The 12,667-nt window shown below is 67.0% G+C and carries 14 protein-coding genes and 1 tRNA gene; 11 read left to right on the top strand and 4 right to left on the bottom strand.

Going from position 1 to position 12,667, the window contains the following annotated elements; genetic code table 11:
* Positions 1 to 114 precede the first annotated feature (114 nt).
* Both JRZ79_RS19535 and JRZ79_RS26135 read left to right on the top strand, forming a co-directional pair.
* Complete coding sequence (locus JRZ79_RS19535) at positions 115 to 3,270, top strand: adenosylcobalamin-dependent ribonucleoside-diphosphate reductase (protein ID WP_205252033.1); 3,156 nt, start codon at positions 115 to 117, stop codon at positions 3,268 to 3,270.
* A 63-nt stretch (positions 3,271 to 3,333) separates the two neighbouring features.
* Positions 3,334 to 3,456 (top strand): HVO_2523 family zinc finger protein, encoded by a 123-nt coding sequence (locus JRZ79_RS26135; RefSeq protein WP_010903196.1) that lies wholly within the window; start codon positions 3,334 to 3,336, stop codon positions 3,454 to 3,456.
* Here JRZ79_RS26135 and JRZ79_RS19530 read toward each other — a convergent pair.
* Positions 3,453 to 4,079 carry a VTT domain-containing protein gene (locus JRZ79_RS19530; RefSeq protein WP_205252032.1) on the bottom strand — a complete coding sequence of 209 codons (627 nt, stop codon included), beginning with the start codon at positions 4,077 to 4,079 and terminating at the stop codon, positions 3,453 to 3,455. The two genes, JRZ79_RS26135 and JRZ79_RS19530, sit on opposite strands and share 4 nt — an antisense overlap.
* Positions 4,080 to 4,174: 95 nt before the next feature.
* On the opposite strand from JRZ79_RS19530, the gene JRZ79_RS19525 reads away from it, so the two are divergent.
* Complete coding sequence (locus JRZ79_RS19525) at positions 4,175 to 4,555, top strand: DUF5830 family protein (RefSeq protein ID WP_205252031.1); 381 nt, start codon at positions 4,175 to 4,177, stop codon at positions 4,553 to 4,555.
* Here JRZ79_RS19525 and JRZ79_RS19520 read toward each other — a convergent pair.
* Positions 4,539 to 5,669, bottom strand: coding sequence for a hypothetical protein (locus tag JRZ79_RS19520; protein WP_205252030.1), 1,131 nt, complete (start codon positions 5,667 to 5,669; stop codon positions 4,539 to 4,541). The genes JRZ79_RS19525 and JRZ79_RS19520 overlap by 17 nt on opposite strands.
* 92 nt (positions 5,670 to 5,761) lie before the next feature.
* On the opposite strand from JRZ79_RS19520, the gene JRZ79_RS19515 reads away from it, so the two are divergent.
* Positions 5,762 to 5,919, top strand: a tRNA-Met gene (locus tag JRZ79_RS19515).
* A gap of 67 nt (positions 5,920 to 5,986) precedes the next feature.
* On the opposite strand, the gene JRZ79_RS19510 is transcribed toward JRZ79_RS19515, so the two are convergent.
* Positions 5,987 to 6,253, bottom strand: a complete 267-nt coding sequence (locus JRZ79_RS19510) for a plastocyanin/azurin family copper-binding protein (protein WP_231546279.1) — start codon at positions 6,251 to 6,253, stop codon at positions 5,987 to 5,989.
* Positions 6,254 to 7,072: 819 nt separating this feature from the next.
* On the opposite strand from JRZ79_RS19510, the gene JRZ79_RS19505 reads away from it, so the two are divergent.
* From JRZ79_RS19505 to JRZ79_RS19480, 6 genes are all read left to right on the top strand, one after another.
* Positions 7,073 to 7,735 (top strand): energy-coupling factor ABC transporter permease, encoded by a 663-nt coding sequence (locus tag JRZ79_RS19505; RefSeq protein WP_205252029.1) that lies wholly within the window; start codon positions 7,073 to 7,075, stop codon positions 7,733 to 7,735.
* Positions 7,732 to 8,022, top strand: coding sequence for an energy-coupling factor ABC transporter substrate-binding protein (locus tag JRZ79_RS19500; RefSeq protein WP_010903190.1), 291 nt, complete (start codon positions 7,732 to 7,734; stop codon positions 8,020 to 8,022). Before JRZ79_RS19505 ends, JRZ79_RS19500 begins: the two co-directional genes overlap by 4 nt.
* Before the next feature lie 3 nt (positions 8,023 to 8,025).
* Positions 8,026 to 8,754 (top strand): cobalt ECF transporter T component CbiQ, encoded by a 729-nt coding sequence (gene cbiQ / locus JRZ79_RS19495; protein WP_205252028.1) that lies wholly within the window; start codon positions 8,026 to 8,028, stop codon positions 8,752 to 8,754.
* 54 nt (positions 8,755 to 8,808) lie between these two features.
* Positions 8,809 to 9,537: an ABC transporter ATP-binding protein gene (locus tag JRZ79_RS19490; protein WP_010903188.1), complete on the top strand. Its 729-nt coding sequence runs from the start codon at positions 8,809 to 8,811 to the stop codon at positions 9,535 to 9,537.
* A gap of 199 nt (positions 9,538 to 9,736) precedes the next feature.
* Entirely contained in the window at positions 9,737 to 9,970 is a 234-nt protein-coding gene (locus JRZ79_RS19485; RefSeq protein WP_010903187.1) for a hypothetical protein, read from the top strand.
* A 55-nt stretch (positions 9,971 to 10,025) separates the two neighbouring features.
* Positions 10,026 to 11,000 carry an aldo/keto reductase gene (locus JRZ79_RS19480; RefSeq protein WP_205252027.1) on the top strand — a complete coding sequence of 325 codons (975 nt, stop codon included), beginning with the start codon at positions 10,026 to 10,028 and terminating at the stop codon, positions 10,998 to 11,000.
* A gap of 12 nt (positions 11,001 to 11,012) precedes the next feature.
* Here the strand turns inward: JRZ79_RS19480 and JRZ79_RS19475 are convergent, their stop codons facing one another.
* Positions 11,013 to 11,921: an EamA family transporter gene (locus tag JRZ79_RS19475; protein WP_205252026.1), complete on the bottom strand. Its 909-nt coding sequence runs from the start codon at positions 11,919 to 11,921 to the stop codon at positions 11,013 to 11,015.
* A gap of 118 nt (positions 11,922 to 12,039) precedes the next feature.
* Between JRZ79_RS19475 and JRZ79_RS19470 the strand changes: the two genes are divergently transcribed.
* Positions 12,040 to 12,663, top strand: coding sequence for a hypothetical protein (locus tag JRZ79_RS19470; RefSeq protein ID WP_010903184.1), 624 nt, complete (start codon positions 12,040 to 12,042; stop codon positions 12,661 to 12,663).
* Positions 12,664 to 12,667: the final 4 nt, after the last annotated feature.

Raw genomic sequence — 12,667 nt, 5'->3', positions numbered from 1 at the left:
ACAACTACTAACCCCCTGTGCCGGCTACCAGTGTGTCGTTCCCGAACCCGACGATCAGTCACACATGAATTCCGAATCCACTACAACACCGACTGTTGTTCAGCGTGATAGCCAATGAGCTCCGAGGACCTCTCCGCGGACGATCTCACCCTGCCGGTCAAGCGTGTCACCGGTGACAGCCTCGAAGACCGGCTCACTGCGAACGCCTACCACAACATTCTCCCGGCGCGGTATCTCCGGAAAGACACCGACGGCGAGCACGTCGAATCCCAGGAGGACCTCTTCGAGCGCGTCGCGAAGAACATCGCGCTCGCGGAGGTCGTCTTCGAGTCAGACGAGCCAGTCACGGCCACGCCCAGCCAGCTCAAACCCGACCACCCACGCCGCGATGAACTCGCCGCCGAGGTGTTCGGGTCCGACGTCGATCCCGACAGCGAGACGGCGACCGTCGAGCTCACCGACAGCAACATCAACAAGTTCGCCTACGACACGGTCGTTCCGGAACTCGACGATCCCGAGGTGCGCGAGCACGTTGAGGGCGTCGCCGCGGAGTTCCAGGATCTGATGGCGTCGCTGTCGTTCATGCCGAACTCGCCGACGCTGATGAACGCCGGCGACGAGCTCCAGCAGCTGTCGGCGTGTTTCGTCGACTCGCCGGACGACGACATCACGGACATCCACCAGACCGCCAAGGAGGCCGCCGAGGTCTTCCAGTCCGGCGGCGGCATGGGGTACGCGTTCTGGCAGCTCCGGCCGTACGGCGACACCGTCGGCTCCACCGGCGGCATCGCCTCGGGGCCCCTGACGTTCATGGAGACGTTCGACCAGATGTGCGAAACCATCGCGCAGGGCGGCGCGCGGCGGGGCGCACAGATGGCCGTCATGCGCGTCAGCCACCCCGACGTCGTGGAGTTCATCCACGCCAAGAACAAGGACGTCTCGCTGGCCCAGACGCTGAAGCTCAACGACCCCGACGACTACACGTACACCGAGTTCTCGGAGGCCCTCGAAGAGGCCCGCGACCTCATCGACGAGGACGGCCGCGTCCCCGAACACCTCCGGAACGCCGTCGAGGGCCACCTCTCGAATTTCAACATCTCGGTGGGCGTCACCGACGGCTTCATGGAGGCGCTTGAGGCCGGCGAGGAGTACACGTTCACGAACCCGCGCACGGGCGAGGCCCACATCGCCACCGAGGAGACCAAGGAGATGTACTCCCGGTACGGGCTGGGCCACTACGTCACGCCCGGCGAGGAACTCACGCTGCCCGCCGAGGAGCTCTGGAGCCGCATCGTCGAGGGTGCCCACGAGAACGGCGAACCCGGCGTGATCTATCTCGAACGCGTCAACGACGAGCACTCCTTCGACGTCGAGGAGCACCCCGACCACCGCATCCTCGCGACCAACCCCTGCGGCGAGCAGCCCCTCGAAGAGTACGAGGCCTGCAACCTCGGGCACATCAACCTCTCGACGCTCGCCGCCCAGGACGCCCCCGACTGGCGGGTCTGGAGCCAGACCCACGACTTCGACACGCTCGAAGCGGGTGTCAGTCGGTTCCTCGACGAGGCCATGGACACCGACGCCTTCCAGCGCCGCATCGAGATGGGCACGCGGTTCCTGGAGAACGTCGTCACGATGTCCGACTTCCCCGTCCCGGAGATCGAGCAGAAGGTCTCGGAGATGCGGAAGATCGGCCTGGGTGTCATGGGGCTGGCCCAGCTGTACATCCAACTCGGCGTGAAGTACGGCAGCGAGGAGGGCAACGAGATCGCCAGCCAGCTGATGCAGACGATCAACCACGACTCCAAGACCGCGAGCCACGAGCTCGCCTTGGAGCGCGGGAGCTTCGACGAGTGGGACAACTCCAAGTTCGCGGCCCCCACGGAGTACGCCGACTGGTTCGAACACCACACCGGCGAGGACGCCGCCGACTGGGCGGACGGCTACCCGATCCGCAACCACAACACGACGACCATCGCGCCCACCGGCACCACCTCGATGGTGGGCAACACCACCGGTGGCTGTGAGCCCATCTACAACGTCGCCTACTACAAGAACGTCAGCGACGACGTGCAGGGCGACGAGATGCTCGTGGAGTTCGACGACTACTTCCTGCGCACCCTGGAGGACAACGACATCGACGTACAGGCCGTCAAAGAGGAGGCCCAAACGCAGATGGCGAACAACGACTTCGACGGCGTCGACGGGCTGACGACGGTGCCCGACGCCATCGGTGAGCTGTTCGTGGTCACCAGCGACCTCTCCGGGAAGGACCACGCGGCCGTCCAGACCGCCTGCCAGAACGGCGTCGACTCGGCCATCTCGAAGACGTGTAACTTCCCGAACGACGCCTCCGTCGAGGACATGGACGAGGTGTACCGCTACATCTACGACAACGGCGGGAAAGGCGTCACCGTCTACCGCGACGGCACCCGCAGCAAGCAGGTGTTGACGACGCGCGCGGACAACACCGAGTTCTCCGGGCTGGACGAAGAGGAGGCCGCCGCCGCGATGGTCGACACCATCCAGGAGACGTTCGGCGGCATCGAGGGCTTCCTGGAGAACGACGACATCCAGGACGCGTTCGGAGCGGACCTCCGCGAGCTGTTCGCGACCGGCGACGGCGCCGCCTTCGACGAGGAGGACTTCGCCGAGAAGCAGCCCCGGCCGGACCTCCTGCACGGCGTCACGCAGCGCGTCGACACCGGGTATGGGAAGCTCTACGTCACCATCAACGAGAACCCCGAGCGCGAGCGCCCCTTCGAGCTGTTCGCGAACACGGGCAACTCCGGTGGCTTCACCGGCTCGTTCACCGAGGCGCTGGCGAAGACCATTTCCGTGGCGCTACGGTCCGGCGTCGACCCCGACGAGATCGCGGACAAGCTCCAAGGGATCCGGTCGCCGAAAGTGGCCTGGGACAAAGGCGAACAGGTCAACTCCATCCCCGACGCCTTCGGGACGGCGCTGCGGCGGTACCTCAACGGCGACGTCGACCGTGCGGCCTACCCCCAGCAACAACACCTCACCGAGATCGACGCCGACGACGCCGCCCACCACGAGACCGACGGCGGCGCTGCCGAGTCGCTGGGCGGTCCCCAGGGACCGACCGGTGCCGGCGAGAGCGCCGACGCACAGCAGCAGTCCCAGGACGCGACCCAGTCGCTGATCGACGCCGGCGAGAGCCCGGAGTGCCCCGAGTGCGGGGCGATGACGCTGTACTACAGCGAGGGCTGCAAGACGTGTGAATCGTGTGGCTGGAGCGAGTGCTGACACAGCAGTAGCCGCCCGCGTGTGACGAACACGCTTTTGTTCGCCGCGACGTAGCGACCGTGTATGCCGACCGAGGCCCCGGGGTGTCCGCGGTGCAGCGCCGCCCTGTTCAAGCGCCACTGCAAGTACGTCTGCCCACAGCACGGCGTCGTCTATGACTGCGCGGACACGTTCTGGCTGTCCTAAGCCCGGCGGAGCCGCCCGTACGCGATCGGCGCGAGGAGCGCCGCCGCCGCCGCGCCGCCCGCGATCGCGTACGCCGGCGTCACCGACGCGCCGAGCGGATCGAACGCGTCGAGCGTGTTGCCGACCGCAACCGCCCCGACAACCCACGGCAACTCCCCGACCAGCGTCCCGATCCCGAACACGCGAGGGGTGACGCCGCCCGCGCCCGCAGCGGCCGACACCGGCTCCGCGGGCGTCGGTGCGATGCGGGCCGCGACGAGCCCGCGCAGCCCGCCGGCGGCGTCGAAATACCGCCGGCTGCCCGCCGAGAGGCGGCCGAACACGCGCCCGTCCCTGGGCGCACCCCGTCCGATCAGGTACGGCGGCAGGCTGGTCGCGACGGCACCCGCCAGGGCGACCGGAACCCCCACGACCAGTCCGTATCTGAACCCGACGAGCAGGGACAGCGCGCTGATCGGCCACGCCAGGAACGGCCGGACCGCATACAGCGCGACCAACACAGCCGGAAACCAGGGGCTGGCGGCCGCGTGTCGGAGTGCACCGAGCACCCGCGTCGGCCGGACGACCACCGCAGCCGCCGCGAGACCACCGCCAACCGCGAGCCACGCTGCGTACCGTCGCATCGCCAGGCGGTAGCCGTGACGGACACAAAAGCGCCCGGCTTGCCGTGTCACCCCAGCGGGCAACCCTGAAGTGCGCCGTCCCCGGAGTAGGTGGTATGCCCGGGCACAGGGGATCAGACGGGGACACCGACCGGGTTGAGGTCGGCGTGGAACTGCTCGCAGCCCTCGAATTCGAGTCGCTGTCCGTGGCGGACGCCGTCGACCGCATCGAAGCCGTCACCACCAATCCACGGACCACGCGGGCGATCCTCGACGCGGCCGAGCAGCGCGGGCTCATCGAACGCGACGCCGGGCGGATCTACCCCCAGGGTGGCGGACACGTCGACTTCGACGCGGACGTGATCCGGAAAGACGGGGCGTTCTCGTGTCGGCGCTGTGGGTGCTCGCTGTCGACCGGACACTTCATCCAGTTCGATGCGGGAGAAGTCGGGCCGTTCGGGTCGTCGTGTATCCGGATCGTTACTGGTCGGGAATGAGCGCCTGGAGGTCGTCGAGGCGTTCGCGTTGCTCGTCTAAAACTGCCTGCTGGGCGTCGATGACCGCGCGCTGTTGGTCGATGGTGTCCGCGAAGTCATCGATGACCGCGTGCTGCTTGTCGATGGTGTCCGCGAACTCGTCGACGACCGCGGTCATGTCCGCGAGTTCGGCCGCGAGTTCGTCCGGATCAACCGCCGGTTCGACGTTCGCGGCCGCCGTCTGGAACCCGCTGGATTCGAACTCCGCGTCGTCGGCGGTGGCCTGAACGCCGCGTTTCGCCCCGCGGGTGTTGCGGTTGCCGGCGGGTTCCGTGTCGTCAGCCCCGCCCGCGCGTTCCATCGCGCCCGCAGCGCCGGCCTGCTGGGCTGCGTTCGCGCCCGCCGCGGGGGCGTCGTCCTCGCCGACGGTGCTGGTGTCGATGGGGTCCACGCCACTGCCGAAGGACACCTCTCCGCCGCCGCTGTCGGTCTGTTCGGGGCTGTTGGCGGCGGCCAACTCGGCCGCGCTGGTCACGTCGTGGTACGCGAACACTGCGTCCTCGACGGCCTCACGGACGGCGCGGAACTTGTCGTTGGGTGCCTTGATGCGCTCCGTTCGCTGGGTCGTTTCGAGGACGAGCTGGCTCGAAACGTTGCCGTCTTCGGTCGACAGCCCGGTCACCGTCTCGAAGACGATCTCCTCGAAGTCGAGCCCCCAGACGGCGGACCCGACGTGTTTGACGACGCGGTTGCTGGTGACGACGAGCGTGAGTTCGCTGAACCGGTACGACCGCCGCACCGTCTCCCCGGCTTCGGTGACGTCGGCGGCGTTCAGCACGCCCGCGAGGATCGGATGCAACACGTCGTCGAGGCTGCCCGACGGCACGGAAAAGGAGTCGTCGCCGTCCAGCCCGTAGTCAAGGCTGATGGTTGCTTTGCGGCGGCCGTCGCTGACCCGGATCGCTTCGGCGTCGTGGGGATACTCCGAGACCGACTCGTCGCTCAGCAACCCATCGTCGGTGTACAGCAGGCTGCGCGTGGGCGTCACGAACAGCGCGTCTTCCCCCTTCAGCGAGACGTGTGCTGCAACGTCCTCATCGCCGAGTGAGGACTGCACGAGCGAAGGTACGTCCATGTAGGCCAGAAGCCACCGACTCGGCTTAAACCCGGCGGGTGGTCGACGCAGATGAGAACGTTAAAGAACGGGACCACCATACGGCAAGACGAGCCCGGGTGGCTTAGCTGGTCATAGCGCCGCACTCATAGGGTATCGAGCTTCGGTGCGGCATCCCACTGCCACGTGGATGCTCAGCATGTCCGCGAGGCCCGCCGAGCCTCGAACCTGGGACATGCGGAGATCGAGGGTTCAAAACCCTCCCCGGGCACTCCTGCGATACAGTAACCTGGTAGTCGCAACATCGTCTGTTTGATTTCGAAGATCGCCGCCAGCCGTCACTCGACGATGACCGCCCCCCTGCCGCTGAGCTCCGAGTGCGGCGAGCAGAAGTACCGATACGTACCCGTCGAGTTGAACGTGTGCGTGACGTGAACGCCGGGCTCAGATCGGAGCTCCTGAATCCCGATGGCCGCGGATTTGAACGCAACGTTGTGGGCGCCGCCGCTTTCCTCGCCCGCCCACTTCCATTGGACAGTCGTCCCCTCGGGTACTTTCAGCACAAGCGGGTCGAACTGGGTACTGCCCGAGCTGGTGTCGCCCACTGTTACTGTCGTGGTGTCGGTGACAACCGTTCCGTCATAATCGTGGACCGAGGAAAGCCAGCGGTCGACGTCCGGGTAGCCACTGGTCGGAATATTCTTCGACGGCGATGATGCCTTTCATGCCGGACTCACGATCCGGCTCCGAGACATACCTGTGTGTACCTATCTCCGTGAACGTGTGTGAATGTGTGGTCCTCGGTGGCGGTGGAGTCCCCGCTATCGAAGGCACTGTCAACAGCAATGACGTTGTGGGCGCCGCCGTAGCCGGTCCATTCCCACGTAACAGTTGTACCAGGTGCAACACGCGTGAGCGCGGGCTGGAACGCATATGGGAGGTCGTGGCCACCGACTGCGATTGATACTGTGGCGTCGCTGCGGTGGTCGGTCCAGCTCTCCGGCGTGTTCGCGCTCGCCACCCATTCGTGCAGACTCATCTCCGAGGGCTGCGTTTCGGTGTGGGTTGTCGTTGGCTGTTGGTTAGTCGTCCCTGTGGTGGTCCGATCAGCACACCCGGCGATAGCGGCCAACCCACCGGCGACGGCGCTACGGAGGAACGTGCGTCGGTCTGGAGCGCGGCCCATAGCACTCATACCTGGGTGAGTGTTGAAACACGCCTGGGCTGTTGCCACTCGCCCATAATCGGCCACAGTGATTATATGCACGAGTGGGAAACGCGTAGGTTTGTCGTCGGCACGCCATCACAGGACCTCGTGTTTGTACTGCGCGACGTGGTCCGAACGGACCCACTGGAATACAAATTCAGTTGTTCTATCTAATCCATAATTGTTTTGCGTCGGGCCGAACCACTCACCACTACACATGCACATCATGGAAGGATTCCTCCCCGGAATCTGGGCGCTCGTGTGGTTCGTCGTCGCCATCCCCGTCATCAGCTACGGCGCGCTGAAAACCGCACGGCTCGCGCGCAACGACGAACTAAACAAATCACACATCGCCGTCGCCGCCGCGTTCATCTTCGTGCTGTCCGCCCTCAAGATCCCGTCGGTCACGGGCAGCACATCACACCCCACCGGGACCGGCATCGCGGTCGTACTGTTCGGGCCCGCAGTCACGGCGTTCCTCTCTGCGATCGTGTTGCTCTACCAAGCCCTCCTGTTGGGTCACGGCGGACTCACGACGCTCGGTGCGAACGTCGTCTCGATGGGCGTCGTCGGCCCGGTGGCCGGCTGGGTCGTCTTCCGCGCGCTGAACCCCTATCTCGACCTCCAGAAAGCAACGTTTGCGGCCGCGGTCATCGCCGACTGGACGACGTATCTCGTGACCTCCATCCAACTCGGCGTCGCGTTCCCGTCCGGGCCCGGTGTCGCCGGCGTTGTCGACTCCATCGTCAGGTTCGCCAGCGTGTTCTCGATCACCCAGATCCCCATCGGCATCGTTGAGGGCGCGCTCGCCGCCGGTCTCATCGGCTACATCGCCATGTCGCGCCAGTCCATCACGACGCGACTGGGGGTGACAGCATGAACCGCTGGCTCGCCGCCGGTGGCATCCTGTTGGGCGCGCTCGTCGTGTTCTCGTTCGTGAGCGCCGGCGCGTGGGGTGGTGCTGACGGGGTCGCCGGCGACACCATCACGACGATCAATCCGTCCTACGAGCCGTGGTTCCAGAGCCTGTGGACGCCCCCGAGCGGCGAAATCGAGAGCCTCCTGTTCAGCATCCAGGCGGCCGTCGGCGGCATCATCATCGGCTACTACCTCGGGCGCGATCGGCCCCGCGGGCAGTCACAGGACATGGGCTCCGACCTGCCGTAGCGCATGCATCACACGACCATCGAACAGATCCAGGTCGCCGCAACGCCCCGGGTGACCGGCCGGTTGAACGTCTACTTCGCGGTTGCCGCGCTCGTGTTGGTCGTCGCCGCCCCACACCGCCTGGCGTACGCCGGCGCGCTCGCGTGCTTCGGTGCGCTCGGCGTCGACGCCGGCGGCCGCGGCTACCTCGGGGTCCTCCGGCTGCCGGTGTACTTTCTGGCCCCGACGCTGGCGCTCATCGCAGTGTTCACCCCCGGACCGGCGGCCGTCAGTGTCGGCCCGCTTGCGGTGTCCTGGCCGGGCATCCAGCGCACGCTCACGACCGGCCTTCGGTCGCTCAGCTCGGTCACGATCCTCAGCTACCTGATCGTGACGACGCCCGTCCCGGAGGTGGTTGGGGCCCTCCAGTCGCTTCGATGCCCCCGATTCGTCGTGGACGTCTCACTGCTCACGTATCGTGCGATCCAAACACTGTTCGACGAACTCGCGCGCCTCGAACTGGCCGCGTCCTCGCGGCTCGGCTTTCGCACTCGCCGGACGACGCTTGCCACGTCGAAGGCCCTCGCGTTCTCGCTGTTCGTGCGCTCGCTGTCGCGGGCCGACGCCCTCGACGACGCGATGCAGGCGCGCGGCTACGACGGGACGCTGCCGACACCAACAACACCAAACACGGGCTACGGATACGTGGGAACGGTGCTTGTGGTGTTGGCGGTCACCGGTTGGGGCGTGTGACCGCGGGTGGCGTGCACGCCCCCAGTCCCCGTTCGCGGGTCCCGACTTCTACACATGATTGAAACAACGACCCTACGCTTCTCGCATGGCGACACGACCGTGCTCGACGGTGTGGATTTCACTGCTGAAACCGGCGACGTGACCGTCCTGTTCGGGCGCAACGGCGCGGGGAAGTCGACGCTACTGCGTCACTTCAACGGCCTGCTCGAGCCGGACGCTGGCACCGTTTCGGTGGGCGGCACGCCGATCGCGTACGACGATGACTCGCTGACTGAACTCCGGCTCCGGGTCGGTCTCATCTTCCAGAACCCCGACGACCAGCTGGTCGCACCGACGGTCCAACAGGACATCGCGTTTGGCCCCCGGAACGCCGGCATCGAGGACACCGACCGCATCGAGGACGTCGTCTCGACGTTCGACCTCAGCGAGCAGGCCGAGCGGCTGTGTAACACGCTCAGCGGCGGCGAAAAGAAGCGCGTGTCGCTGGCCGGCGTGCTGGCGATGGACCCCGAGTACGTGTTGCTCGACGAGCCGACCGCGGGCCTCGACGGTGCCGGCTGCCGGACGATCGTGGAGTTCGTGTCCTCGCTGGCCGCCGACGGCATCACGACGGTCATCGCCACCCACGACGTCGGGTTCGGGTTGACCGTCGCGGACACTGTGACCGTGCTCGAAGACGGCGTCATCGACTACCGTGGTGACACGCTGTCCCAGTCGCTCGCCGCGGAGTACGACCTCCGGAGCTACGTCTTCGATGACTGGAGTGACGTCTCCGTGGAGTGACCACCAATCCCACACTCACAAGCGACCCACCGTAACGTCACGAGAACAGCCTATAAACTGTCTAAACATAGCTTAGCCCTTCATAAAGAGTTGTTCGATTTACATTTATCGCGATAAACCATGGTGAAACGCGGCCAACCGTCGCCCCCCTATATGGGGTGGGCGGACATACGGTTGCGTACACGAGGTGCCACTCCATATGTCAACCCCCTCTCAGTCGTCGCCCACCGGAGCCGTCCCCACGCCCGCCTCCGCAACACTGCTGAAGCCCCTGGAGGTCGCCGGATTCTGGCTGGCCGTCGCGCTCCCGTTCCTCTATCTCCCCCTCATCATCATGGGCCCCCAGTCGGTTCCCGTGCAAACCGCACTCGCCGCGCTGATCGGCGTGCACGCGGCCACGCTGCTGGTCGGCCACCGGCACCGAACCAACTGAGGCGGTGCCACGCGAAGCCGCGTCGCTTAACCGCCCCGTTTCCGTTCCCCGACACATGGGATTGGATGCTGTGCCGCTGGGCCGCACCGGACTCCGCGTCACCGAGCTGGCGTTCGGGACGTGGCGCTTCGGCCGCGAAACAGACGCCGGCGACATCGAGGTGGGCGAACAGCGCGCCCACGAGCTGCTCGATGCGTACGCCAACGCCGGCGGCCGGTTCATCGACACCGCCGACATGTACGGCGGCGGCCGCGCCGAACGGTACATCGGCGACTGGCTCGCCGACCGCGACCGGGACCGCTACGTCATCGCCTCCAAAGTCTACTGGCCGACCAGCACCGCCCCGAACGACCGTGGTCTGAACCGCAAACACCTCCGGGCGAGCGTCGACAACATCCTCGACCGCCTCGGTACCGACTACATCGACATCCTCTACATCCACCGCTGGGACGACGCCACGCCCGCGGACGCGCTCATGCGCACGCTCGATGGGTTCGTCCGCGAGGGCACCGTCCACTACCTGGGTGCCTCGACGTTCCACCCGAACGCCTGGAAGATCGCGAAGGCGAACGAGATCGCCGCCCGCCGCGGCTCCGAGCCGTTCACGGTCGCACAGCCACGGTTCAACGCCGTGAACCGCGAGATCGTCGGGAACTACCTGGAGATGTGTCGGGAGTACGGCCTCGGTGTCGTCCCGTGGTCGCCGCTCGCCGGCGGCTTCCTCACCGGAAAATACGAACGGGATGCCGAGCCACCCGCCGGCAGCCGTGGCGCAACCGACCAGCAGTTCGTCGACTCGTATCTCACGCCGTCGAACTTCGACACCCTGGACGCCGTCGAAGCCGTCGCCGACGCGGTCGACGCGACGCCCGCGCAGGTGTCGCTGGCGTGGCTGCGCCACCACGATCAGGTGGCTGCCCCGATCACCGGCGCGCGCACGCCGGCCCAGTTGCGCGAGAACATGGCCGCCACCAACATCGAGTTGACCGCCACCCAACGCGACCGCATCACCGACGCGGCCCGGCGCTGACAGCGCCGCCGGTCACTCGCTCAGCGCCCGGAGTTCCGCCGCGATCGCGCGCCGCTTCAGCACACAGAACCCGGTGAAGACGATGCAAAACCCGCCGATGGTCGGTGTGGTGATCGCCTCCCCACGCCACAGGAGCCCGACGGCCGCCGCGAACACCGGCGCAACGTATCCGACGAGGTTGATCTCGATGGGGCCGAGGCTGTCCAGCAGCCGGAAGTAGATCAGGAAGCCGACCGCGCTCGCGCCCACCGAGAGGTACGCGACGGCGAACACCGCCTCCGCGGTCCACGGGATCGTCTGTGGCTCGCCGGCCGCGATGCTGGCGACGTGCATCACGACAGCGCCGAACACCATCGCCCACGCCTCCAGCGCCTCGCTGTCGAGCGCGTCGTCGATCCGCTGGGTGAGCACGCTCCCAAGCGCGAACGACGCCGTCGCGGCGAACACGAGTCCCACCCCCTGCGACGTGGAGCTGACGAGGTTCGACGGGTCCGGGTTCGAGAGCACGACGACGCCGGCCAGCCCGAGACCGAGCCCGACCACGCCGCCGATCGACAGGCGTTCGCCGGGCAGGACCGCACGCGCGAACCCGGCCGTGAGCACCGGACTGAGGCTGACGACGATCGCCGCCACGGCGCTGCTGGTGGTCTGCTCGCCGACGAACAGGAACGCGTGGTAGGCCGCGATCATCAACACCGCGCCGATCCCCACGGTCGTCCAGTCGGCCCGCGACCGCGGCAGCCAGTCGTCGGCCACGAGGGCGGCGTACGCAACCATCACAACCCCGGCCACGTCGTACCGAACGGCCGCGAACAGGATGGGGTGGAAGCCGGCCGCCAGCCCAGCCTTGATCGCGACGAACGCCGACCCCCACAGCCCCGCAAGCACGAGAAACAAGCCCGCAGTCCGGTGGTTCGTCACGCCCGCATTCCGCGCCAGACCGGATTGATACTTTCGGAGGGCGTACGGTTTTGCCGACAGCAGCCGCGGGCACCGACATCGCCGGCAGATTTACACCACAGCGGCGGGTAGACCGTGCATGGCCATTGTGGGCCAACCGAACCTGCGAGAGCTCTTCGACGACGCGCCGACGCCACACATCGCGCACCCGCCACACACCCACCGGCGGGACTTCTACGTCGCCACCGACGGCTCGTACGCCAGCGACGGTGCCGGCCTGGGTGTGATCATCGAAACCCGCGACGGCAGCCGCGTCCTGCGGCGCTCCGTGCCCGACACCGCGCCGGACAACAACGTCGCCGAATACCGAGCGCTGCATCTCGGCCTCGACACGCTGGCCGCGCGCACCCCGCCGGACGCAAGCGTCGGCGTACTCGTCGACCACGACGCGCTCGCCGGCGACGTGAACTCGGCCGTGCTCGCGACGCAACGCCGCGACTACCAGCCGGTGCGTGCGTTCTCGGCCCCACGCGACGCCCGCCACCACTGGCGGGGCATTCGCGCCCGCGTCACCGGGTTCGCGGAGATACGCGCGGCACAAGTCGACAGCAGTCGAAACCCCGCGCACGCGCTGGCGAACGAGCCCAGCCAGTACGCCCACGTCAACGACGAACCGGACCGCTGCCTGCTGCCGGACGCGACCACGTCGACGGAGCCACAGATCCCGCCGCCGTCGCGGTCGGACCGCCCGGCAGGCGACTGACCGC

The sequence above is a fragment of the Halobacterium sp. BOL4-2 genome, from assembly GCF_016917835.2.
Taxonomy (GTDB): Archaea; Halobacteriota; Halobacteria; order Halobacteriales; family Halobacteriaceae; genus Halobacterium; species Halobacterium salinarum.
This window is presented reverse-complemented; position numbering and strand designations above follow the sequence as displayed.

Excerpts from the sequence above, each read along its gene's own strand:
- JRZ79_RS19535 (WP_205252033.1), top strand. The coding sequence starts at position 115 with ATGAGCTCCGAGGACCTCTCCGCGGACGATCTCACCCTGCCGGTCAAG.
- JRZ79_RS19505 (WP_205252029.1), top strand. The coding sequence starts at position 7,073 with ATGCACATCATGGAAGGATTCCTCCCCGGAATCTGGGCGCTCGTGTGG.
- JRZ79_RS19520 (WP_205252030.1), bottom strand. The coding sequence starts at position 5,669 with ATGGACGTACCTTCGCTCGTGCAGTCCTCACTCGGCGATGAGGACGTT.
- JRZ79_RS19500 (WP_010903190.1), top strand. The coding sequence starts at position 7,732 with ATGAACCGCTGGCTCGCCGCCGGTGGCATCCTGTTGGGCGCGCTCGTC.
- JRZ79_RS19530 (WP_205252032.1), bottom strand. The coding sequence starts at position 4,079 with ATGCGACGGTACGCAGCGTGGCTCGCGGTTGGCGGTGGTCTCGCGGCG.
- JRZ79_RS19525 (WP_205252031.1), top strand. The coding sequence starts at position 4,175 with ATGCCCGGGCACAGGGGATCAGACGGGGACACCGACCGGGTTGAGGTC.
- JRZ79_RS26135 (WP_010903196.1), top strand. The coding sequence starts at position 3,334 with ATGCCGACCGAGGCCCCGGGGTGTCCGCGGTGCAGCGCCGCCCTGTTC.
- JRZ79_RS19490 (WP_010903188.1), top strand. The coding sequence starts at position 8,809 with ATGATTGAAACAACGACCCTACGCTTCTCGCATGGCGACACGACCGTG.
- JRZ79_RS19480 (WP_205252027.1), top strand. The coding sequence starts at position 10,026 with ATGGGATTGGATGCTGTGCCGCTGGGCCGCACCGGACTCCGCGTCACC.
- cbiQ (WP_205252028.1), top strand. The coding sequence starts at position 8,026 with ATGCATCACACGACCATCGAACAGATCCAGGTCGCCGCAACGCCCCGG.
- JRZ79_RS19485 (WP_010903187.1), top strand. The coding sequence starts at position 9,737 with ATGTCAACCCCCTCTCAGTCGTCGCCCACCGGAGCCGTCCCCACGCCC.
- JRZ79_RS19470 (WP_010903184.1), top strand. The coding sequence starts at position 12,040 with ATGGCCATTGTGGGCCAACCGAACCTGCGAGAGCTCTTCGACGACGCG.